The sequence below is a fragment of the Delftia sp. BGA-UO-ETr-SB1 genome (genome assembly GCF_059567865.1).
Genome location: NZ_JCAQOW010000004.1, coordinates 805,573 through 825,042, shown reverse-complemented (window position 1 = coordinate 825,042; position 19,470 = coordinate 805,573). Strand labels below are relative to the sequence as shown.

Here is a 19,470-nt window from a genome sequence, read left to right as displayed (position 1 = left end):
TGCAGCCCTGCCCCAAAAAACAAGGCCCGCAACTGCGGGCCTTTTCTTAGCCTGCGTGTCTACAGGCGGCGTGCGGCGATCTGCAGGCGCTCGGCCAGGGTGGGCTTTGCAGTCAAGCGCTCTGCCGTTCCCAGCACGCCATCGCGGCCCGTTACCGCCCGCGCTATCAGTGCCGTGCCCAGCGCACCACTCACAACACGGCCCATGCCACTTTCCGCCCGTCGGGCGTGGCGCAGAGCCAATAGGCCAGCACCGAGCACCAGCCAGTGCTCTCCCGTGAATCCCTTGCGAGAGTCATCCCACTTGCGCAGGTCCTGGATCTTTTCTGAAATCGCCATTCATTGCTCCTGTTTCTTCAGAGCTTGCATGGTGCCCCGTCAGCGAGATGCAGGCTGTCGGTCCCTGAGCAAGATTCCGGTGGCGAGAGTCCTACGGGCGCGTTGTGGGGGGCCAGCCCTGTAGTCCAGCTCAATGCGCTCCCACTGGGGGGCTTGCTTCTGTTCCTTGCTCATCCTGCCGAACGTGGCAGGCTTGGGACGGCACCGTCATCTCTGCGAGGCGGCTCGTCGGAGGCTGTCGCACAATGCGCCCGATCGTCTGGTAGCCTGTATGTGAACGGGGCGATATGCGCCTCCTAGAAAGGACCTGCATGCTTTCCAGAATTTGCACAGCTGCACTTGTCGCCTGCCTCACGGTCGTGCAAGTGCCAGCGATAGCTCAGGCGGATGTTCCCTCTACTGCGGTGAACTTCAAGAAAGGCACGTCGAGCGCCACCGTCCAGGGCAAGCTCCAAGGCAACAAGGTGGAGGCGCGCGACTACGTGGTGCGCGCGGGCGCCGGGCAGACGATGACCGTGCAGATGGAGACAAAATCCACCTCGACCTACTTCAACGTGCTCCCACCTGGTAGCGATGAAGCGCTGTTCCGCGGCGAAATGGCAGACGGGTCCAAGTGGACCGGCGTATTGCCCGCCAGCGGTGACTACCGTGTGCGAGTCTTCCTCAATCGTGCGGCCGCCCGGCAGGGCAAGTCATCCGCGTACACGCTCAAAATTTCAGTCGTGAATTGAAGTGGTGCCGCGCCCGCAGACAGCGCGGGCGCAGCACAATCTGCATATGCAAAACCTTCGTCGCATCGCACTGGCGGCTCTGCTCGCTCTGCCGATTGCCTCCTTTGCCCAGTCGAGCGTGCAGGTAGGGTTCTCACCCGAAGGTTCCGCCCGCAAGTTGGTGCTGGACACAATCGCCAGCGCCAAGACAAGCATTCAGGTGCTGGCCTACGCCTTCCAGGCTCCTGACATCGCACAGGCACTTGTGGCTGCTCAACAGCGCGGCGTGGACGTGCGCATCGTCGTGGACAAGAAACGCAATGAAGGCAAGACGAGCAAGGCCGCGATGGACCTGGTCGTGCGCGGCGGCGTACAGTTGCGCACCAACGATCATTTTCACATCCACCATGACAAAGCAATGATTGTGGATGGCGATGCAGTAGAAACCGGCTCCTTCAACTACGCGCCGTCAGCCGAGACTGCCAATTCCGAGAATGTAGTGGTCATTCGCGGCATGCCTCAGGTCTCCCTGCAGTACGTGGCGCACTGGCAGTCTCGATGGGATCTTGGCGTTCCCTACAAACCACGCTGAATGTCAGGTGGCGTGCTGCGGACGTGCTGCGCATGAGCACAGACCACATTGCGGGCGGCATGCTGCATGTGCGCCAGGGCAAGACAGCCGCCAAGCTGCGCATCGAAGTGACAGGGGTGCTACAGGAGCTGCTGGCCGAAATCCAGGCTTACAAGGTCCAACTGAAAGCCGATAACGCTTTGCTGCTGGTGAACGAGGCGGGCCAGCCGCGGACCAAGAACATGCTGCGCGACCGGTTCGACACTGCCGGGATGCAGCCGGAATTCCAAAGGCGCAGTTCCAGTTTCGGGACCTGCGCGCCACGGCAGCTACCACTTTGGATGACGACGGCGGGATACGCCATGCCCAGGCGCTACTGGGACACACAACGGAGGGCATGACAGCCCAGTACATCCGCCACAAGGTGAGCAAGAAGGTGAAGCCTGTTCTGTGAATTGCGGAACACGCCCAGAATTGCGGAACACGGGCCGCAAATCTCTGCTCCGTTTGCTACGTCTTCGATAGCAAAGAAAAAAGGCCCCGTATTGCTACGGGGCCTTGTGTTCTTTGGTGGGTCCTGCGAGATTCGAACTCGCGACCAACGGATTAAAAGTCAGGCACTCAACTCATAAAAATCAACAGGTTACACGACCATTTGGGAATATTCGCTGAAACTAGCGCAAGCACAGATGCGCCCTACAGGGGCTTATTCCCGCCCCCCCAGCCCTTGGGCATGCCAGAAGGGAGCATGACTAATCATCGAACTCCGAATGCAGGTTGACCAGCCGCTGCGCCAAAGTCTCGGCATCGTGGCGCATGGCGTCGATGGAAGTCGTGCCAACGGAAACATGGCCGTACCAGATGTGGAAGCCGTCGAGACCCGGGAGCGTACCCGCCGAGCAGTCTCGTATCGCGCCCGAAATGGTTCCAGTCTGGAACTCCGAAATCTCGGCTCGTCAGTCTAATACTCGCACTGTGTACAGGCCCGGCCCTTCCTTGTCGATGTGGAGCGTGTAGATCATGGCTTGCGGCCCGGAACCAGCAGGATGGACTCCATGCCACGCACGCGCCACGGCGAGATCCAGTAGACCCACAGGCCCCTGGCCCAGGCGCAGGCATAGATGACCGACACGGCGAAGATGCCACACTGCTCGGCCTGCCAGCTGGCATAGAACCAGAGCGGCTGCCCCAGCATGCCGAACACTGGCGCCCACTTGCGCGGCCCTTCCCCCCCCCCGGGCCTGAGATAGCCAGGCCGCCAGCGTGCCCGGCAGGGCAATTGCGATCTGATCGAAGCTAATGGGTACATGGTACGTGAGACCAGCAGCCTGCCCTTCCCGGCTGCGCGGCGCTGGGGCGGCGAACGCTGGGACGATGAGCTCGGCATCATGGCGTTTGACGGGCCGCACGCAGGCGCCGAGGAAGCGCTGGACTGGGCTATGGAGAGGTGCCGGAGGGCTGATTGACAAAGAGAAGCCTGCATACAATGCAGATTCCTTTACACATAGAAACAATTATGACCCTCAAGAAAACGCTCGCGCTTGCAGCCCTGACCCTCGCTGCCGGTACATCGCATGCTTGGAATTTGGTTTACTCCCATGATGCTAGTGGGACCCCTACGGCAGGGTCGCTACAGACGCTGCGAACTGCTCTAAATAATGGCTCCAGCTTGAAGGTTCAACTCACATTTCCGAATGTGCAGACATGGACTCTGTATTGCACTCAGCATGGTGTAAAGGCCGATGCTTCTCAAGCAGTTGTTTGCCTAAGCAATACCAATCTGGGCATGGATGTGCGAGTAGGCTCAAACTTTGGAGTGGTCGGGTTGCCACCAAGCTCCACCAGCTATGCAGTTAATACGACTGGACAGTTTGTCGAAACCAACATCAATCACAGTACCGGGGCAGTGGTCAACAGAGCCGTAAGCAATATTTCAATGCAGTGGTTCGTTGACTAAAAAACGCGCCTACTGCCTGACAAGCCGCGTGCGCACCATCAGCGCAGCCAGCAGCCGCACTTCGTAGCCATCGCTCTTGCCCAATTACTGCAGCAGACAGATATGCAAACCATACCCCTAACGTCAGCCACGTTGTGCGATAGATTTCGTCTTAAAATTAAGATATCCAAATGGGCAGTCCTAGTCATTACATTTTCCGTAGTGCTAGTCTGCGCTCAGCTATGCCGGTTCCCAACAAGCTTTCCATTCCCGTTCAACAGAGCAGGTTATGCCATAAGATCGTTCTGGGGAGCATATGCTCCGTCATACGAACATTTTTCATTTGGATTTGGTTTGCCGCTAGGGTTTGCTTGTGTTGTTTGGTTTGTCCTGTACGTAATCTTTCCTCTGTCGCGCAAAAATATAAAACACAAGTGTAAATTTTGGAAATTCACACGTAACTTTCTTATTAATCCGTCCGCGCGCCGAGACCGAGTCGGAATGTTAGCTCTCCCCGTAGTCTACCCAATCTTTCGCTCTTGGGAATGGGAGCTATGCCAAGCGTATACGAAGCATATCTGCTTAGGCGGCAACGGTGATGGAACAATTCAATATAATCAAATCGCCGTTGATCATGCTGGAATTATTTTCTTCCTGATCGCAATCTGTCAATTTATGCGCTATCACCGACTAACTTTTCTCTCAATCAGGTCTGCTCGAAAATCAGAGTAGTCTGGTTAGCTCAGACGTTTAGCAGTCACTTTCTCTTGTGATCATAGGCTCTCGCTGATAGTAAGCATTCCATTACTTCCGGCTCAGAAGTAACGAACGTCGGTCAGCGCGCTACCTTCGACCACGCATCCCGCATCAGCGCGGCCTCAGCGGCGTGACCATCAGCCGCGCGTGCAATGTCTGCACCGCGCTCTGCCATGCGTCCACCTGAGTCTGCTAGATCCCTGAACTAGCTGCTCAACTTCCTTGGTTTCGGGCCGGTCTGCGGGAGCCGCTCGCAGGCGTCTTTTTGACGCACAAGCACAATGCATAAGTAGTCAAACTCAGGAGCAGGGCACATCATGACAGATCGAGTAAAGCAATTCGACAGCAGGCAAAGCGCCACCAGCGAAGGCGACTACTTGGCCTGGCGTTTGAAGCACCCAACCGGGTTTGTTGTGAACATCGACAAGAGGCACAGCATGAAGCAGTACCCGATGGTCCATAGGGTCAGAGACAGGCAACTCTCCGCAGAGAAGAACAAGAACTTTACGACTGGCGCCTACTACAAGCTGTGCGCCAGCGAACTGAGGGATCTCGAGCAATATTGCCAAGCTGAATTTAATCGACCGCTTGCGTACTGCCGCCGATGCAAGCCGGCCGGAGACGGATTAGAGGCTTAGAACTGACTGCTGGTATTGTTACTCCGACGGCTCGGGATCACGGGCCAGGCGGCACCGAGGGTCTGGACATCAGTTGCGTGCCCTGCAGCCTTTGCTGCCATGTCCCCATACGCTGCGCAGCAGTCTTCAAATACGACTCCGAGGGCAGTGGCGTACTCAATGACGGCTGCGGGGGGAGCGCTGGCAAGTCGGCGGGCGGCATCTGCGGATTCCTCGCGCAGGCCGTCAGAGACAGCGCGCAGCTGGTCAAGATCACGGCGCAGCAGCGCCTCGCGGTCACGGGCGGCATTGAGAGCTCCTTGGTATTTGGTGTTCATGGCCTGCTCGGCGCTGCGCATGCGGGCGTCGGCCTCGCGCTGGGCTGTTCTGATGGTCAGCTGCTGGGTGGTGGTTTCGAGTCGGGCCTCGGACAGCTTGGCGCCCAGGCGCGCGCCCTGGAACTGCCATGCCAGCACGGTGGCCACGATGGCTGCGCCCAGGTGGGTGTAGAACGCGGGGATCACGACAGCCCCCTTTCGCACAACTGGCGCTCGGCCGTACGCCGGTTGACCAGGCCCGGCAGTTGCTTGCTCCCTGCCCAGGTCCAGCGACTCAGCTCCGCACAGGCACCCACCATGTCGCCCGCATTGGCCTTGCGCGCCAGCGTGCTGGAGCAAAACGCTCCGTTGCCCACGTTGAATGCGAAGCTCAGGAGTGCGGCCTTCTGACCGTCCGTCAGCGGTGCCTTGATGCACTCCAGCGCGGCCGAGTGCTTGAACAGATCCTTGTAGAGCATCTCCTCGCACTGCTCGCTCGTGAACGTCTGGCCCATGACCAGCTCGGGGCCTGTGTGACCCGTGCACGCGGTGATGATGCCGATGGGATCACGGTACGTGGTCTGCACCGTTCCCTCGTACTTTGCGACCAAGGGCACGGCCAGAGCCGCCGCAGCGGCACCAATGGCAGCGATCAGTTTGGCCTTGTTGCTCATTTCAGGTGTCCTTTCAGCGCGGCCCAGAAGCCCAGGCAGGCGGCGCAGGCCGAGGCGATGTAGCCCAGCGGCTTCGCAGCCTTGCCGATCCAGTGCAGGACGCGGAATGCTCCCTGCGCGGCACGGAACACCTCCACCAGGTCGGCCGTATTCGCTCGCACCTGCTCGGTAGCCGCCGTGTTCGCTACAAGCTCCCGCTCCATGCAGGTCATCCGCGCGTCCCCCTCGTCCAGTCGTGCATTGATCGCAGCCGCTGTCTGCGTGTTGATGGCATCGCCGTAGTCGTCTTGCATTGGCCCTCCTCGAGGCTGTGTGGGCATGAAAAAACCCGCCGAAGCGGGTTGGTAGTTGGTCGTGGCTGATCAGAGCGTCACAGCGAGCGTGAAGGCCTCATCGAGCGACTGCGGCGTGCCGCCGAGCTGCGCCCACAGCCTCTGCAAAAACGGGTTGGCGCGCTCCCAGGTATCGGCCTCGTACTCGATCTGAGCCTCGCGCTTTTGCACGGGGTCCGTTATCGCGGCGATAGCCGCTTCGGCATCGTCCAGCACCCCATGGGTGAGCAGTGCGAGCTGCCCCTGCCGGCGCGTGCAGGATTTCGGGATCAGCGCGGCGGCAGCTGCTTCACGTTGACGCTGCAGCTCGGCCAACTCCTCTTCGGACAGCGGCACGACAGACCACTGCTGCCGCCACACGCCATCGACCTGCACGGGATCGACCTCGACAGGCTTGTGCGTGTCCGCGTCATGGGGCGGCGTGTCCGGTGGCTCAACGAGCGCATAGCACTCCAGATGCTGAGCCATCATCGTGAGCGGGTGCAATTCCTGGATCTGAGCGACGCTCAGCGGGTATTGCCCGGTTTCCGTGTTGATGTACATGTTGATCCTCAAATAACGCGACCGAGGCGCGTGCCGGTTGCGAGCCAGGTGACGTATGCGCTACCGTCGAGGTAGTAGCCAGCTGCAGCGGGCGGACTCCCAGGGACAGGGCCTGTCGCACCAGTTCCCCCACTTGATGCGTTTTCGCCGCTCGCTCCAGCAACTCCAATAGTCCCACCGGACCCGCCAAAGCCGCCCTGAGCCCATGGGCGAGTGTCGCCAGGAAAAATGGCGCCGGAGTAGCTAACATACGATCCGCTCGTCGGCGCGGGGCTTGTGTCTCTGGCGACCATTGATACCGCTGCAGATGCAGTAAATCCTGCGCCATTACCACCTACTCCGCACTGGGCTGTATCGCTTGTTCCCCCTAGGTATGAATAGCCTGCGGAGCTGCCTCGACCACCCGCGCCCCCGCCGCCGAATATCGTGCCGTTATTTGTGACGAGGATTCGGATGCGGGTGTACAAGCCAGTGCCGCTATTCAGCACCCCGCCGATACGACCGTTGTTTATGATGTGCAGCCGGTCGTCTGGAATGCCCGATATCTGCAGCGTGGCCACATCCACCCCGGCATTGATCACAAGAGTGATGTTTTCAGTGCCGCGCCACCCCTGCGCGGTAGCAAGTGCCGCGATATCTGGGCTACGCACACTCGCGGTGATAGTGACTGTTATCTGCCGTTGCCCGCTGGCCATCATCAAACTCCGCGCGAACATCAGTGCACCCCCGCGTAATAGCATTCCCAACGGTTGACCAAAATGCAACGAAAAAGGAAAGAGACAACTGCCCCTGTCGAATACGTAGGGAATGGCAATTGCGCGCCAGTCCCATCGCGAGGCGGCGCGACATTTGCCGAGAAGCTGATTGGGCGGATCGCTCCCGCACTGACGACATCAAGCGCAACCTGATCACCGTATTGACGGCCTGCGGGCAAATTGAACGTGCAACTGCCATTGATGGTCACGATGTGTGACCCGCCCAGATTTGGGTCGAGGGTGTACGTCGTTGTGCCGGCTGGCACATTGACAGTCACCTGCTGATCCATTGCAGTACGCGAAGTGATCACCCGGTCCCATGCGCCCCAGGTCGTCCCCTCCAGCGAACGCTGCCAGGTGCTTCCTTGGATGCGGCCAGTAGTCGAAGTCATGGGCGTTGTCGTGAGCAGCTGCGTTGCAACCTGCTTGGCCCGCCCTGCTCCACCCGTCGTCTCGACAAGCCAGGCCTGGTTCGGGTCGTCATAGGTTTCCGCTGGCCAGTCCCCGCCGCGCCCAGAGGTCGTCGTGAACAGGGCGTATCCCACATCCAGCTCACCCATGGGTTTGGTTTTGCCAAACGCGTCTGGAGCTTTCTTGAAAACCTCGCTGACACGCGGCGCCTGGTTGCCAGTCGCTCCAGCCGGAACATTGATGTGCCCAGTGAACGTGCCGCCCGTGATCGGCATGTAGACGCCCGTGATGTCGCCCCAGGCGAGCTGCCAGGCCGCGCCATCCCACCACCAGCCTCGCTTGTTGAGCGCAGCATTCGTGCCCGTGTTGGTGTACAGGGCGCCGGCCTGGAGCGGATTGCCCATGTTGTCTGTCGCCGGGTGCGAGTTGACCGCCTTGCTGCCCAGGTACATGACCTGCATCGCGGTCAGGGCTGCTGTGGCCGTGCCCGCAGCAGAGGAGGCAGTACTCGCGCTGCTGGCTGCCGCTGACGCGCTGCCACTGGCTCCACTCGCGCTCCCTGCCGCCGCTGAGGCGCTGCCCGATGCGGCAGACGCTGCAGCCTGGGCAATTGCCGCGCGCTCGAAAGCAGCAGTCGCATTGCTGAAGACGTTGGTCGCCAGCGCATTTGCCTGGGGAACGAATGCAACATCGGCATTGACCTTGGCAAATGCCTTTGCGTCGAACTCCGTGGGCGTGTCCGTCGGCTGTGGCGCAGGCGGGAATGCCGAGATGGTCGGTGGTGCAATGATGTCGGTCATGTCAAGCCCTCGAGCTCCAACTCGCAGTCGGAGTAGTCGTAGTAGGTAATTGCGATCTCGAAGCTCTTGTAGAACCCGTAGACCGTGGTCGATTCGTAGCGGCTGGAGCCAATCCAAAGGCACGCTGTTGCGCGCACTTCGGCCATGAAGTCGTTGAGCGCGTCCACTTCGGATGCCGTGAGCAGCCGTTGCAGCGACGCCCTCTTCGCAAAAGCGCGCTCCACAAGCACCGTGTCGCCGAACTCAGTACGCTCTTTTCGCGAGTAGTCCTGGATGCCCACGCGCGCGCCGGCCTTGACGCCCAGCGCAAAGCGGCGGACGGTGCCGAGCAGGATTACGCCCACAGCCAACTGAGCAGTGCCAGTGATCTCGATGAGGATCTCTCCCGTCGGATAGGAAGGCAGATCGGTGATCAGGGCCTGCGTCGGCGCGCGCTTCTCACCGAAGTTCCAGACCCACCAAGACGGCGACACCGGGTAGCGCGCAAGTCGAATGACGCGCTGCGTGATCTGCACCCCGCCGGCGTCAAAGACGGTGACCTTGATCTCAACGCCGGCCCGGATGTTGAGGACACCCAGGGCCGGAATGGACTGGCCAGGTCGCAACCGGTACGTGATCTTGTTGGCCTGCGCCGTCTGGGTGGAATTCGATGAATCGAACACCTTCCAGCGGTTGGTCGGGCCGACTTCAAGCCACTTCGGCTCTACCGCCGGAATCGTGGGGTTGTTGCCCGTGTTGGCGTCTGCAGTGCTCTGGTAGACCTTGTGCTGCGCGGCCACGATCACGCGGGCACTCTTCGCATAGGCCGTGCCCGAGGCCCACTCCGGATAGTCGGCCTCGGGCACATCCGTACTCACAAGCATCGCAGGCGTGACAACGAGCGGCTTCACGACGCTCAACTGGTTCATGTGGTCACCTCTTCTTTTCGTTGTCCCGGCAGTCCGTCGCCTTCCCAGCGCTGCAGCAGCTTCGCGATCTGGCCCTGCAGCCGCACGATCTGGCCTGCTTGAGCGCGGTTGCCGCCAAGCCGGACTTGAAGTTCTTCTTCGGCAGCATCACGAACCATTCCTTGATGAGCCGGCGGCCACTCTGGGCGTCGTAGGCTCCGAAGATGGTTGCGGCCAGATCAAAGATCCACGGCCCGCAGGCGTCAGCCATGCGCGGGCTGCCCGGGGCGTCCACGATGCGCAGATCACGCATCACGGCCAGGCCCGCCTCGGCCTCCTCAGGGAAGATCGGCGGCGGGATGATTGAGCGCCCCTCCCGGATCCGCTCAGCCCAGTCAACGCATGCGGTAGACCATTCAGGCATTCGGCCCCTCCTACTGCAGGTTCGGCGGCGCGGCCGATGCGTACTTCCCGCTCTTCGCCCGGGTGGCTGCAGCGCCTGCACGGGCGGCCTTCTTGCCGCCGTTCTCGCCGCGACGGACCTCTGCGGACAGCAGCGCTTTCGCAGCGTCAATCCGCAGCTTGGCTTCGGTGCCGCTGTCGTTCATCACCGCCTTGAGGAACTTGGCGGGCTCGTCGTAGGTGACGCTCAGGTTCAGGTATGCGGGCTCTTTCGATGGACGGCCGGCGCCTGGACGCGCGCCGCCGCTGCGCCCTTTGACTCCGCTCATTTAACATTCCTCCCAACTAAATGCGATCAGACCCAAATGCTTCATACAACCATCCGGCGCATGATTCCCCTCCTCCTGCTGTCGGCATCGGCCAGTGGCTACGCAGGGCAGATCGTGATTCCTAGCGAAAAGCACTATCAATGCAGGAACTGGATCGAGTCCCGAAGACAAACAGGTTCACAAGATGAACAGGTGATGAAGCTATGGCTTTGGAGCTACGTCTCTGGCTATGTAACGGCAACGCCACGAGGAGAAGAACTCGATCTGCCCTCGGGAGCCACGGTTGCAGCATGGATGGACAAGTACTGCCGGGACGAACCCTTAAGCACCATCGTCACAGGTGGAGTAGCCCTTGTTAAAGACCTCATGTCCAAGCGGCGGAAATGACCCATTTGAATTATTTGAATAGGGGGAAATTTCTTGCGCGTGCGGAACAGGGCGGTCTAGGCCGGCGAGGTCTGCAGACTTTGACCACCCCCTGCCCCGCGAAGGGTCGGCCGGCGCCCCCAGGGCCGCAGGTGCGGATGGCGCAATGCGACAACCCCATCCAAGCACCCTCAGAGATAAATCGCGTCCTATCACCTGTTCATCAACTCAACAGCTAGAATCACGCCACTCCCGTGCCAGCGTGATGCTGTCACTGGATTAGGGCCCTGAGAAAGCTCGGGGCAGCCACTCGGGCTGCTCAAGGTGAAGAGATCGATTGTGTCGGGGTGTGCCCGAGGCCTTTTTTGCAGTAAGCGTATTGCAAACGATCTTCAGCCGAAAGCTGGAAGTCATCCTAGGCAGACGGAAAGCTAGTGCCCGGCAAGGCACGATAAAAATGCCGACCCTCATGAAGTTGGCGGGCCCGCTGACGATCACACGGAATCAATCCAAATGATCAAGCTCAGTGTGCAGTATGGAAAGCTGAAGATCAGCGTGTCGGTTCCCGGCGCCCTGTTCCTGGCAATCCTGTTCAAGCTGCTTTAGAAGTAAGGGGCGGGGCTTGTCTCCGCCCCCGAAACTAAATCAGCCCAACCTCTGTTCTTCTCTTTGTTTGTCGCGGCTATGGTGGGACGCGCACAACGGCTGCCAGTTGCTGCGTCGCCAGAACAGCGACTGATCCCCGCGATGCGGTGTGACGTGGTCAACGACCGTGGCCGCCTCAACCCTTCCCTGCGCCTGTCACATCACGCACAGAGGGTGCTCGCGCAGGACCTGCTCACGGGCCTTCTGCCACTTGTAGCCGTAGCCGCGTTGGGCCGCCGTCTGATCGCTGGTGCGCCAGCTACCGGCCTGCATCGTCTGCACGCGGCGGGTGTCGAGCACGGGCAGCGTGCTCTTCAAGGTCTGGAGCTTCAGCATGCCTGGCCCTCAAATGAAAAAGCCACCCGAAGGTGGATAAAAAAAGCAGTTACACGCTTAACCTGCAGTGAAAGGAAGCGGTTCATCCGAATCGTCGGATTCGGGCAATGGCTGGATTTGAATCCAAGGGAATGTCTGCGGCGTGTCTGCAGGGTGCGTCATCTTCCGCCACAAGGTCCCGTCCGATGCGAGTGCGAACAACGCAACCGAATTGCGCGGAGACGCTTCTGAACAGGCAATTTGCACAATCTTCCGCTCCATGTTTTCCTCTCATTTCAGCCGACATTGGCAGTGAGGAAATATGGCCTGTTTGCAGTCATTCAAGGCAGTGCAAATATCAATACTCAGCCGCGCATTTGCCCAATGTCAAATACTCGCTTCGTCATCAATGCGCAGCCGGACGGTGGTCACATGGTGAGCGGGCGCGGCCGACTCCAGCCGGTGCTCTTGCACCCAGCCCACATCCACGCTGGCGCGCATGCCCGTGGCGTTGGAGAACTCGGTCATCGCATCGCGGATCTTGGCAGCGGCGGTCTGAGCGTGCTGTTGGATTTGGTCGCGCGGGGTCATGGCGCTCTCCTGTGAATAGGTGCCACCGCTGCGGGCAAGGCGTCCCTGGCGTGTGAGGCGTGGTGGATGCGCCCGAGCGGTGGCGAACTGGAGCGGCCTCCGGGAATCGAACCCGGCTCCTCAGCTTTGAAGGCTGATGCCCGACCGATAGGCCAAGGCCGCGACTAAAAAGCCCGCCGAAGCGGGCTACTCGTTTCCAGGCGAGAAATCAGAGAGGGAGAAGGATCTGGGCCTTATCCGCAGCGGAAGTCACCCTCTTCATCAGAGGCTTGCTCTTGTCGCGCCACCGGCGAAGGCCCTTTCCGCAGAGGCTGGCCACCGCTTTTTCGCTGGTGTACTCCATCCAGGCCTTGTTGAATTCCTGCTGCCATCCCTTGCCCTCGTTCAGCTGAGAATACAGCACGTCCAGCGCCCAGGAGCGGAACTGTTTGGCAACCGTGGTGCGCGCGAACATGCCCAACAGGTGGCAGCCGCGCAGGCTGAACACGCGCACTTCCTGCATGCCGCCGCCGGTCTGCATGCGGATCAGTGCTGTCATGTCCTTGCGGAACTCATCGGCGTGGCGCTGGTAGAGCTTGCGCACTCGTGACTCGACCGAGGGGGTGTCAGTTTGGGCACCCCCTTCTTTCTCGTACAGCCCTGCTGGTTGTGGGACTCTTACCTCTTGTGACGGCGCACGCAACATCCAAGGCGCGTGACGCGATTGATTGTCTGGGGCGCCTCTCGGCGTCGCGTCGAACCAGTGTGGCGGATTAGGCTCCGCATTCACCATCACGGAGACCGGCTGGCCCCTGCAGATACTATCTGCAGCGCACTCTCGGGGCGGGCCACCCCATGGCGCGTGCCCACCAACCGGCCTGCGTGATGACGCCAACTTTTCGAGTCGCTGGGCAAGGATGGTCACACTTGCTGCTTAGAATGAGTAGTTACTTATAGAAACAAAGACCCATGAAAATTCTCGACAGCTTGTGCGCCATCGCGACAGTTTCTTTTTTTACATCCATCGCTAACGCTCAACCAGTTACCTACACGGCTGTTGAGACATCTATTTTCGGAACGTTCGACTACACGTCGTGCCCAGCTGGGCCTTGCCAGAACTATTCGAGATCCTCCAAGGTGTCAGGCTACTTTGTCACTTCGGAAAGGATCCCGCCGAACACTTGGAGCGTTGATGTGTCAGACAAGGTGACACACTACCACTTCACAGATGGAATAAACACCTACTCCAGCAGCAACCCAAATAGCCGGATTAGTGGATTCTTCGTCAATACCTCATCCACAGGAGATCTCCAAGCCAGCCTCATTTCTATTCAGAGTTGGCTGACTGGTACAGCTCCCCACACGCTTGGAGATCGAGTCTCCTACATGTCCTTGAATCCCGTCACAGAACTCATGCATAACGGCGGGTGTCTGCAAACTGGCCAAAGCCCAGTTGGCACCACGGATTTCTGCACGAACGCGGGCGGCGGCGGGGGCGGAACCTCAAGAGCATACGGTCCACGCACGGCTTTCACAGCCTCCCCCGCCTCCGCGATTGCAGCTGCATCCGTGCCATCCAACTCAGTCCTTGGGTTGCTCACTCTGTCCGCTCTGCTCGGTGCGGCTGGGTTGGTGATCTCAAGACGTAACCGACGCGCTTGATCTGCGTGACCTGAATGGAAAAGTCCGCTGGCGAACCTGACGGGCTTTCTCATTTCGGTTAGCCGTTGGTTCAGCCGGCTGGCGTAGTCACTTGGCGATCTTGCTTCTGACGGTGAATAGCTTTGCTGGCCCTGTTCTGCTCGCGGTGCAGTTGGCGGCGCTCGGCTCCGGTCACCTTGCCATCGGCCTTGGCGGCTACCTCATTGGACTGGATGCGAGTTTCACGCTTTTGAAGATGCGTCGCTTCACGCGCGGTCAGTTGGCCCGATGCCACGCCTTGGCCTATACGCGTTTCCTGATTGGCTTCACGCTGGTCAACGCGTGGGGTCGCAGCGCTCTGTGCGAAGGCAGCGGCGCCAAAGCTCAGCGTGAGAGCAACCAACACGGCCTGGGTTGTGGATTTCAGGGGATTTCCCTGCATCAACATGTCAAGTTCGCCATGAGCTTCCAACGCCTTCTCACAACAAAGGGCTTACGCCTTGAAGACAAAAAGATGTAAGCAAGGATTACCGCGCTCGATCACTTGTCTTTGGGTGACTGACTAAACACGTTCCACCAACCCGCTCAGGCACTGCCCGGCTGGATCAGCGGCCAATGAAAAAGCCCGCAAGCGTGAACCTTGCGGGCTTGTGATCTGCAGGGGCGTGCTTCCCCATCTCTCATCTGTCTTGCCAGACTCACCGCCCGGGTACATTTAACGGGTTGAGTGCGTGCGGAATCTTTGGCGCCTGCGCTCTAGGTACGCAGTATACATCACCCTTTCCCGGCTGCAACCACCTTCAGCCCTTTCATCCGCTTGAGGGCTGCGATGGTGCCCGAGCGTGCGCGGTCCACATGGTTGGCGATGTGCTCGGAGATCAGCTGGCCCTCGGCTTCGTGCGGCACCTCGCGCTCGCCGAAGCCTTTGCAGGTCTCGCAGATCGCCATCTCGCCAAGCTTGACGCCTCCGCAGCCAGGGCACTTGCTGTCGCACCACCAGAGCAGCACGTCGGTCAGCTTCGCGCGGGCGTCCTTGATGCCCTGCGCCAGCACCCAGGGCAGGAACCCGGCGTGCGCGTCCACCAGGCGGGCGTACTGCGGCAGGCTGGTCAGGATCTGCATGCGGCGCTCCATGTGCCACCGGCCCTCGGCCACGCGGGCGCCCACCATATCGAGACGCCCCCTGCTCTTTCGCGGAAGCTGTTCGGCCACGCGCTGCAGCTGCTCCTCGGTCAGCGGGCGCGGCTTCTCGCGGCGGTCCCATTCGCAGATCAGCTGCTGGACCAGCCGGCCCAGGCCTGCGCGCTGGATGCCAGCGGCGATCAGGTAGTCCGCATCGCCACGTTTCTCCAGGTCCACGGACAGGTCGCTGCTGGTGCTCGCGCTCGTCAGGCGCTCGATGACGTTGGGCCGCTCAGCAGCGAGTGTGGTTGGTGCTTCTGTTGTCATACGGTCTTCTGGATCAATGGGATGGGGTGCCGCTGCGGCGTTCGTTGAGGACTGGCCAGAGCCGGCTTGCCGCCGCGTCGCATTCCTCGCGCGTGCCGATGGTCAGAGGCACGTAGTCCATGGAATGGTCAGCTGCGCACGCCCTGCGGTTTTTGGTCAGCATGTCCAAGAGGGGCTCGATATGCAGCGCGCACTGGCTCTGGCTCCACAGCAGGACATGGCCAGCCGCAAGGTTCGGGACAGCGCCATCAGGGTTGGTCAGCGAATTCATCTTTTGGCTCCTGGGTTGAGAAAGGGACGTAGTTGATGGCGCAACGCCGGCTGTTCGTGGCGAACTGCTGAGCGGCCTTGTTGAACCAGAGGTACTGGCTGTAGTGCTGCACATCGCCGTTGCGCTGCTTCTGCAGCTCCAGCTTGGCGTCGGGCTTGTCGGGGTCGTGGCCGGCGTCGTTCTCGTCCTTGCGCGCGCTCCAGACCGTGAACACGTTGTCGGCGCCGTCGGTGATCTTGGAAGACCCGGCAACGTCCAGCTTTCCAGGCCCTTTGGACTCGTCCGCACCCTTGCGCGGATGACCAGCTCGCCGTTGCGCAGGTACGGAAACACGGCGTAGGTCTTGCCGCCGCGGATCTGCTCGGCCACCCGGAAGGCAGCAATGGTCTCGTCGGTGATTCCCCGGCCGTTGAGCCACTCCTTGACGCCGGCCTTGGCGGCCTGGCACTGCGGCTTTGCCGGGCGCTTGAAGGTCTTCTTCTCGCGCTCGGGCATCACGTCGCGGATGCCCAGGTACTGCTTCGCCTCGCGGATGGCTTCGCCGATGGACTGGCTGCGGCAGGCGGCCCACAGGTCCAGCAGATCGCCGGCCTCACCCGATGCGAAGTCCTTCCACACGCCGGCCTTGGTGCCCGTCAGGCGAACGGAAAGCGACTGGCCCTCCTCGCCGTTGATGCTGCCGGCCACCCACTCACCGGCCTTGCGCTTGCCGTTGGGCAGCAGGTACTGCGCAATCGCCGCGGCGTCAGAGGCCATGCGCTGGCTGAGTTCGGCGGCGTTCAAGCGGTCACCTCCGCGCGGTGGCCATCGCGGAATTGGTGCGCATTGTGCTCACGACAACCCGCGTTTTCCGCCTCCCAGCGGTTCTCGAAGCCGGCCTGCAGAGCCCAGCGGGGCCGGCTCTCGCTGTCGCCCTGCCCCGCTTGTCCCACGCCCTCTTCGTCGTCCCAACGACCCGCGTTGAGCCAGGTCGAGGGGTTCGCCGCCCTGGCTGGCTCACGCCGTGTGGAGTTCCTGGCCCTGCAGGTGCCGCAGATCGACATGCAGGCCGGCGAGATCCGGCTGATGCGCGCAAAGCAACACGGCGGCACCAAGCGGGCGGAAAACATCGCCATGGGTCCGGCCATGCTGGACCTGGCCAAGAGGCTGCTGCAGCTGCCGCGTCCCGAGACATCGCTGCACGTCTTCATCAACCAGCACGGTAGCCCGCTCCCCGAATCGGGCTTCACCACGGGCTGGCAGCGGGCCATGGTCGAGGCCCTGGAGACCAAGGTGATCAGCCGGCGCTTCACCTTCCACGACTTGCGGGCGTACTACACCATGCAGCACAAGGCACGGTATGGAGCCTTGCCCGAGCTTCACGCCAGCTCGGCCACCACGGCCCGGGTCTACGACCGCTCGAAGGTCTCCAAACGGCAGTCCCTGAGCCGACCTCTATTCCCAAAGTGGGAATAAAACAAAAGCCGCGCTACCTTTACGATAGCGCGGCTTCCGCGTGTTTGTTGGTGGGTCCTGCGAGATTCGAACTCGCGACCAACGGATTAAAAGTCCGCTGCTCTACCGACTGAGCTAAAGACCCGAACCACGCTTTGCATGCATCAGATGCTGCTTAGCGAAGACATAGATTCTAGCACCAAAATTTACGCTTCAATTCTTGATGCGGCTCAGTTGATCGATGACCCAGCCTGCGGCGCACTGGCCGAAGGTGGCCGTGACGGCCACTACCGAGCCGTAGCCGTGGCAGTTGAGCGTGCCGTCGCCTTCGATGGCGCAAGAGGCATCGGGCGGGGCGACGGCCTCGCGGCTGAAGACGCAGGCGATGCCGATGCGCTTGCCTTCCTTGGGTGCGCCGTGCTCGCGGCGCAGGCGGTAGCGCAGTTGGGCCAGCAGCGGGTCGTGCGTGGTGGCGCTGAGGTCGTCGATATCGACCTTGTGAGCCAGGCGCTTGCCGCCCGCTGCACCCACGGAGATGAAGCATTGCCGCGTGGCACGCGCATGGGCTGCCATGGCGGTCTTGGCCTTGACCTGGTCGCAGGCGTCGATGACGGCGTCGGCGCCCGGGGGCAGCAGGCGCAGCCAGTTGTCCGGGTCAACGAAGTCGTCGATGCAGTGCACGCGGCAGGCGGGGTTGATCTGGGCGATGCGCTCGCGCATGGCTTCGATCTTGGCCTGGCCCACGGTGGTGGAGAGCGCGTGGATCTGGCGGTTGATGTTGGACTCGGCGACATGGTCCATGTCGATGAGGGTGAGCTCGCCCACACCGCTGCGCGCCAGCGCCTCGGCGGTCCAGGAGCCCACGCCGCCGATGCCCACCACGACGACGTGCGCGGCGCGGATGCGCGCGGCACCCGGCACGCCATACAGGCGCTCCAGGCCGCCGAAGCGGCGCTGCAGGTCGGCATCAGAAAAAACAGCGCCTGCTTCAGGCGCTGTCTTGTCTTCTTCCGGGAGGGATGAAGAGACCGTGTCGTTCATCACTTGAGGCTGGCGAGACGGTTCTTGGCCGCAGCCGTGGCTTCGGCATTGGGATAGGCCTTGATCAGGTCTTCCAGCGTCTTGCGCGCGCCCTTGGTGTCCTTCATCTCGATCTGGCAGTTGGCGATGGACAGTGCCGCCTCCGGCGCCCGGCCGTGCATGGGGGCTGCTGCCAGCAGCGCGCGGAAGTTGGTGATCGCGTCCTTGTAGTTGCGATTGGCGTACTGCGCGTTGCCCAGCCAAAAGCGTGCCGAGGGCACGTAGCCGCTCTTGGGCCACTGATTCAGGAAGGACGAGAACGCCGCGCCGGCTTCGGCAAAGCTGCCTGCGCGGAACTGCGCCAGCGCGGCTTCGAAGTCGCGCTTCTCTGCCGGGTCGGCTGCGAATTCCTGGCCGTCCACCGTCACCGTGACGGGCTCGAACTGGCGCAGGCGCTCGTCCACGCCCTTGGCGATGTCGCGCTGGCCGCGCTGCAGCTCGGCCACATCGCGCAGCAGCTGCTCGTTCTGGCCGCGCAGCTTGGCTTGCTCGGACTTGAGCTGCTCTATCTGCGACTGCAGTTCGAGCAGGCCACGGCGCGTTTGCGAGCTTTCCTCGGTCATGCGCTGCTGCGACTGCTGCATGCTGTCGACGCGCTGGCGCATTTCCAGGATGGCGCGGCGCGCCTCGTCATCGCCAAACAGTGCAGCATGGCCGCTGGCGGCGAAGCCGGCCATCAGGCCGGCCGCCAGCAGCGTGCGCAGCGCGGTGCGATGCAGGATCGGGGAGCGCTGCATGTTCATCAACGGTAGGACAGTTCAGCGCGGCGGTTTTGCGCGTAGGCGTCTTCGGAATGGCCTTCGGAGGCAGGCTTTTCCTTGCCGTAGCTCACGGCTTCCATTTGCGCATCGCTGACGCCCAGCAGGCCCAGCGAGCGGCGCACGGCTTCGGCGCGCTTTTGGCCCAGGGCCAGGTTGTATTCGCGGCCGCCGCGCTCGTCGGTGTGGCCTTCGATTTGCACCTTGCGTGCAGACGATGCCTTCAGGAAACGTGCATGGGCTTCGATCTGAGGCTGGGCGTCGGCCTTGACGACGTAGCTGTCGAAGTCGAAGTAGACGACGCGGCTGACGCCCTGGGGACCTGCCTTGTCGGCGGCCGAGCCGGTCAGGTCCACGCCCGAGATGCCGCTTTGCGAGGTGCTGCCGGTGCCAGCGCCGCTGCCCTGGCCCGTGCTGGTGGCGCCCGCGTCGGTGACCGGGGTTTCGTCAAGCTTGACGCCCGAGCTGCAACCTGCCATGAGTGCGGTGACTGCAAGTGCCAGGGAAAGTCGTTTGATGGTGATCATGAAAAATCTCCGTATGTCCGGGTGGACTTCGTGCTG

General features: G+C 61.3%; 27 protein-coding genes and 1 tRNA gene. 8 read left to right on the top strand and 20 right to left on the bottom strand.

Going from position 1 to position 19,470, the window contains the following annotated elements:
- Positions 1-59 precede the first annotated feature (59 nt).
- Complete coding sequence (locus AC57B5_RS04200) at positions 60-338, bottom strand: hypothetical protein (RefSeq protein WP_063326313.1); 279 nt, start codon at positions 336-338, stop codon at positions 60-62.
- Positions 339-649: 311 nt separating this feature from the next.
- Between AC57B5_RS04200 and AC57B5_RS04195 the strand changes: the two genes are divergently transcribed.
- From AC57B5_RS04195 to AC57B5_RS04185, 3 genes are all read left to right on the top strand, one after another.
- Positions 650-1,069: a hypothetical protein gene (locus AC57B5_RS04195; protein WP_496398811.1), complete on the top strand. Its 420-nt coding sequence runs from the start codon at positions 650-652 to the stop codon at positions 1,067-1,069.
- Between the two features lie 46 nt (positions 1,070-1,115).
- Entirely contained in the window at positions 1,116-1,640 is a 525-nt protein-coding gene (locus tag AC57B5_RS04190; protein WP_496398810.1) for a phospholipase D family nuclease, read from the top strand.
- A gap of 262 nt (positions 1,641-1,902) precedes the next feature.
- Positions 1,903-2,073, top strand: a complete 171-nt coding sequence (locus AC57B5_RS04185) for a hypothetical protein (RefSeq protein WP_496399429.1) — start codon at positions 1,903-1,905, stop codon at positions 2,071-2,073.
- Between the two features lie 564 nt (positions 2,074-2,637).
- Here AC57B5_RS04185 and AC57B5_RS04180 read toward each other — a convergent pair.
- Positions 2,638-2,814, bottom strand: a complete 177-nt coding sequence (locus AC57B5_RS04180) for a hypothetical protein (RefSeq protein WP_496398809.1) — start codon at positions 2,812-2,814, stop codon at positions 2,638-2,640.
- A gap of 321 nt (positions 2,815-3,135) precedes the next feature.
- Between AC57B5_RS04180 and AC57B5_RS04175 the strand changes: the two genes are divergently transcribed.
- Positions 3,136-3,576 (top strand): hypothetical protein, encoded by a 441-nt coding sequence (locus tag AC57B5_RS04175; protein WP_496398808.1) that lies wholly within the window; start codon positions 3,136-3,138, stop codon positions 3,574-3,576.
- 1,052 nt (positions 3,577-4,628) lie between these two features.
- Entirely contained in the window at positions 4,629-4,949 is a 321-nt protein-coding gene (locus tag AC57B5_RS04170; RefSeq protein WP_496398807.1) for a hypothetical protein, read from the top strand.
- On the opposite strand, the gene AC57B5_RS04165 is transcribed toward AC57B5_RS04170, so the two are convergent.
- The 9 genes from AC57B5_RS04165 to AC57B5_RS04125 all read right to left on the bottom strand — a co-directional run bounded on the left by AC57B5_RS04165 (position 4,946) and on the right by AC57B5_RS04125 (position 10,378).
- On the bottom strand, positions 4,946-5,452 hold the full coding sequence (locus tag AC57B5_RS04165) for a hypothetical protein (RefSeq protein ID WP_496398806.1): 507 nt from the start codon (positions 5,450-5,452) through the stop codon (positions 4,946-4,948). The genes AC57B5_RS04170 and AC57B5_RS04165 overlap by 4 nt on opposite strands.
- Positions 5,449-5,919 carry a lysozyme gene (locus tag AC57B5_RS04160; protein ID WP_496398805.1) on the bottom strand — a complete coding sequence of 157 codons (471 nt, stop codon included), beginning with the start codon at positions 5,917-5,919 and terminating at the stop codon, positions 5,449-5,451. Before AC57B5_RS04160 ends, AC57B5_RS04165 begins: the two co-directional genes overlap by 4 nt.
- The gene (locus AC57B5_RS04155; RefSeq protein ID WP_496398804.1) at positions 5,916-6,212 is read right to left on the bottom strand and encodes a hypothetical protein; all 297 of its coding nucleotides are present in this window, start codon (positions 6,210-6,212) and stop codon (positions 5,916-5,918) included. The genes AC57B5_RS04160 and AC57B5_RS04155 overlap by 4 nt, the downstream gene beginning before the upstream one ends.
- A gap of 69 nt (positions 6,213-6,281) precedes the next feature.
- Positions 6,282-6,794, bottom strand: coding sequence for a hypothetical protein (locus AC57B5_RS04150; protein ID WP_496398803.1), 513 nt, complete (start codon positions 6,792-6,794; stop codon positions 6,282-6,284).
- Positions 6,795-6,802: 8 nt separating this feature from the next.
- The gene (locus AC57B5_RS04145; protein ID WP_496398802.1) at positions 6,803-7,489 is read right to left on the bottom strand and encodes a hypothetical protein; all 687 of its coding nucleotides are present in this window, start codon (positions 7,487-7,489) and stop codon (positions 6,803-6,805) included.
- A 20-nt stretch (positions 7,490-7,509) separates the two neighbouring features.
- Complete coding sequence (locus tag AC57B5_RS04140) at positions 7,510-8,760, bottom strand: hypothetical protein (RefSeq protein WP_496398801.1); 1,251 nt, start codon at positions 8,758-8,760, stop codon at positions 7,510-7,512.
- Positions 8,757-9,668, bottom strand: coding sequence for a carbohydrate-binding protein (locus AC57B5_RS04135; RefSeq protein ID WP_496398800.1), 912 nt, complete (start codon positions 9,666-9,668; stop codon positions 8,757-8,759). The genes AC57B5_RS04140 and AC57B5_RS04135 overlap by 4 nt, the downstream gene beginning before the upstream one ends.
- Positions 9,669-9,672: 4 nt before the next feature.
- The gene (locus tag AC57B5_RS04130; RefSeq protein WP_496398799.1) at positions 9,673-10,071 is read right to left on the bottom strand and encodes a hypothetical protein; all 399 of its coding nucleotides are present in this window, start codon (positions 10,069-10,071) and stop codon (positions 9,673-9,675) included.
- Positions 10,072-10,081: 10 nt separating this feature from the next.
- The gene (locus tag AC57B5_RS04125) at positions 10,082-10,378 is read right to left on the bottom strand and encodes a hypothetical protein (RefSeq protein WP_047327690.1); all 297 of its coding nucleotides are present in this window, start codon (positions 10,376-10,378) and stop codon (positions 10,082-10,084) included.
- A gap of 36 nt (positions 10,379-10,414) precedes the next feature.
- On the opposite strand from AC57B5_RS04125, the gene AC57B5_RS04120 reads away from it, so the two are divergent.
- Complete coding sequence (locus AC57B5_RS04120) at positions 10,415-10,765, top strand: hypothetical protein (protein ID WP_496398798.1); 351 nt, start codon at positions 10,415-10,417, stop codon at positions 10,763-10,765.
- A gap of 780 nt (positions 10,766-11,545) precedes the next feature.
- On the opposite strand, the gene AC57B5_RS04115 is transcribed toward AC57B5_RS04120, so the two are convergent.
- The 3 genes from AC57B5_RS04115 to AC57B5_RS04105 all read right to left on the bottom strand — a co-directional run bounded on the left by AC57B5_RS04115 (position 11,546) and on the right by AC57B5_RS04105 (position 12,878).
- Positions 11,546-11,725, bottom strand: a complete 180-nt coding sequence (locus AC57B5_RS04115; protein ID WP_496398797.1) for a hypothetical protein — start codon at positions 11,723-11,725, stop codon at positions 11,546-11,548.
- Positions 11,726-12,091: 366 nt separating this feature from the next.
- Positions 12,092-12,295 carry a hypothetical protein gene (locus AC57B5_RS04110; RefSeq protein ID WP_496398796.1) on the bottom strand — a complete coding sequence of 68 codons (204 nt, stop codon included), beginning with the start codon at positions 12,293-12,295 and terminating at the stop codon, positions 12,092-12,094.
- A 208-nt stretch (positions 12,296-12,503) separates the two neighbouring features.
- Entirely contained in the window at positions 12,504-12,878 is a 375-nt protein-coding gene (locus tag AC57B5_RS04105) for a hypothetical protein (RefSeq protein WP_496398795.1), read from the bottom strand.
- A gap of 1,149 nt (positions 12,879-14,027) precedes the next feature.
- Here AC57B5_RS04105 and AC57B5_RS04100 point away from each other — a divergent pair.
- Positions 14,028-14,435 carry a hypothetical protein gene (locus AC57B5_RS04100; RefSeq protein WP_496398794.1) on the top strand — a complete coding sequence of 136 codons (408 nt, stop codon included), beginning with the start codon at positions 14,028-14,030 and terminating at the stop codon, positions 14,433-14,435.
- 254 nt (positions 14,436-14,689) lie between these two features.
- Here the strand turns inward: AC57B5_RS04100 and AC57B5_RS04095 are convergent, their stop codons facing one another.
- Positions 14,690-15,364 carry a hypothetical protein gene (locus tag AC57B5_RS04095; RefSeq protein WP_496398793.1) on the bottom strand — a complete coding sequence of 225 codons (675 nt, stop codon included), beginning with the start codon at positions 15,362-15,364 and terminating at the stop codon, positions 14,690-14,692.
- Between the two features lie 13 nt (positions 15,365-15,377).
- A complete protein-coding gene (locus tag AC57B5_RS04090; RefSeq protein ID WP_496398792.1) occupies positions 15,378-16,418 on the bottom strand; it encodes a hypothetical protein in 1,041 nt (346 codons plus the stop codon).
- Positions 16,419-16,595: 177 nt separating this feature from the next.
- Here AC57B5_RS04090 and AC57B5_RS04085 point away from each other — a divergent pair, with 177 nt between their 5' ends.
- Complete coding sequence (locus AC57B5_RS04085; RefSeq protein WP_496398791.1) at positions 16,596-17,090, top strand: tyrosine-type recombinase/integrase; 495 nt, start codon at positions 16,596-16,598, stop codon at positions 17,088-17,090.
- 48 nt (positions 17,091-17,138) lie between these two features.
- On the opposite strand, the gene AC57B5_RS04080 is transcribed toward AC57B5_RS04085, so the two are convergent.
- The 4 genes from AC57B5_RS04080 to pal all read right to left on the bottom strand — a co-directional run bounded on the left by AC57B5_RS04080 (position 17,139) and on the right by pal (position 19,434).
- Positions 17,139-17,214 (bottom strand) — tRNA-Lys (locus AC57B5_RS04080).
- Between the two features lie 68 nt (positions 17,215-17,282).
- On the bottom strand, positions 17,283-18,110 hold the full coding sequence (locus AC57B5_RS04075; RefSeq protein ID WP_063326315.1) for a tRNA threonylcarbamoyladenosine dehydratase: 828 nt from the start codon (positions 18,108-18,110) through the stop codon (positions 17,283-17,285).
- On the bottom strand, positions 18,110-18,892 hold the full coding sequence (gene ybgF / locus AC57B5_RS04070; RefSeq protein WP_496398790.1) for a tol-pal system protein YbgF: 783 nt from the start codon (positions 18,890-18,892) through the stop codon (positions 18,110-18,112). Before ybgF ends, AC57B5_RS04075 begins: the two co-directional genes overlap by 1 nt.
- On the bottom strand, positions 18,892-19,434 hold the full coding sequence (pal, locus tag AC57B5_RS04065) for a peptidoglycan-associated lipoprotein Pal (RefSeq protein ID WP_013802696.1): 543 nt from the start codon (positions 19,432-19,434) through the stop codon (positions 18,892-18,894). The genes ybgF and pal overlap by 1 nt, the downstream gene beginning before the upstream one ends.
- Between the last annotated feature and the right edge of the window lie 36 nt (positions 19,435-19,470).

Coding starts and splice junctions, on each gene's coding strand:
- AC57B5_RS04155 (WP_496398804.1), bottom strand. CDS start 6,212: ATGCAAGACGACTACGGCGATGCCATCAACACGCAGACAGCGGCTGCG.
- AC57B5_RS04130 (WP_496398799.1), bottom strand. CDS start 10,071: ATGCCTGAATGGTCTACCGCATGCGTTGACTGGGCTGAGCGGATCCGG.
- AC57B5_RS04200 (WP_063326313.1), bottom strand. CDS start 338: ATGGCGATTTCAGAAAAGATCCAGGACCTGCGCAAGTGGGATGACTCT.
- AC57B5_RS04125 (WP_047327690.1), bottom strand. CDS start 10,378: ATGAGCGGAGTCAAAGGGCGCAGCGGCGGCGCGCGTCCAGGCGCCGGC.
- AC57B5_RS04180 (WP_496398809.1), bottom strand. CDS start 2,814: ATGCTGGGGCAGCCGCTCTGGTTCTATGCCAGCTGGCAGGCCGAGCAG.
- AC57B5_RS04115 (WP_496398797.1), bottom strand. CDS start 11,725: ATGCTGAAGCTCCAGACCTTGAAGAGCACGCTGCCCGTGCTCGACACC.
- AC57B5_RS04135 (WP_496398800.1), bottom strand. CDS start 9,668: ATGAACCAGTTGAGCGTCGTGAAGCCGCTCGTTGTCACGCCTGCGATG.
- AC57B5_RS04195 (WP_496398811.1), top strand. CDS start 650: ATGCTTTCCAGAATTTGCACAGCTGCACTTGTCGCCTGCCTCACGGTC.
- AC57B5_RS04170 (WP_496398807.1), top strand. CDS start 4,629: ATGACAGATCGAGTAAAGCAATTCGACAGCAGGCAAAGCGCCACCAGC.
- AC57B5_RS04140 (WP_496398801.1), bottom strand. CDS start 8,760: ATGACCGACATCATTGCACCACCGACCATCTCGGCATTCCCGCCTGCG.
- pal (WP_013802696.1), bottom strand. CDS start 19,434: ATGATCACCATCAAACGACTTTCCCTGGCACTTGCAGTCACCGCACTC.
- AC57B5_RS04150 (WP_496398803.1), bottom strand. CDS start 6,794: ATGTACATCAACACGGAAACCGGGCAATACCCGCTGAGCGTCGCTCAG.
- AC57B5_RS04120 (WP_496398798.1), top strand. CDS start 10,415: ATGCTTCATACAACCATCCGGCGCATGATTCCCCTCCTCCTGCTGTCG.
- AC57B5_RS04190 (WP_496398810.1), top strand. CDS start 1,116: ATGCAAAACCTTCGTCGCATCGCACTGGCGGCTCTGCTCGCTCTGCCG.
- AC57B5_RS04075 (WP_063326315.1), bottom strand. CDS start 18,110: ATGAACGACACGGTCTCTTCATCCCTCCCGGAAGAAGACAAGACAGCG.
- AC57B5_RS04095 (WP_496398793.1), bottom strand. CDS start 15,364: ATGACAACAGAAGCACCAACCACACTCGCTGCTGAGCGGCCCAACGTC.
- AC57B5_RS04110 (WP_496398796.1), bottom strand. CDS start 12,295: ATGACCCCGCGCGACCAAATCCAACAGCACGCTCAGACCGCCGCTGCC.
- AC57B5_RS04160 (WP_496398805.1), bottom strand. CDS start 5,919: ATGAGCAACAAGGCCAAACTGATCGCTGCCATTGGTGCCGCTGCGGCG.
- AC57B5_RS04175 (WP_496398808.1), top strand. CDS start 3,136: ATGACCCTCAAGAAAACGCTCGCGCTTGCAGCCCTGACCCTCGCTGCC.
- ybgF (WP_496398790.1), bottom strand. CDS start 18,892: ATGAACATGCAGCGCTCCCCGATCCTGCATCGCACCGCGCTGCGCACG.
- AC57B5_RS04145 (WP_496398802.1), bottom strand. CDS start 7,489: ATGGCCAGCGGGCAACGGCAGATAACAGTCACTATCACCGCGAGTGTG.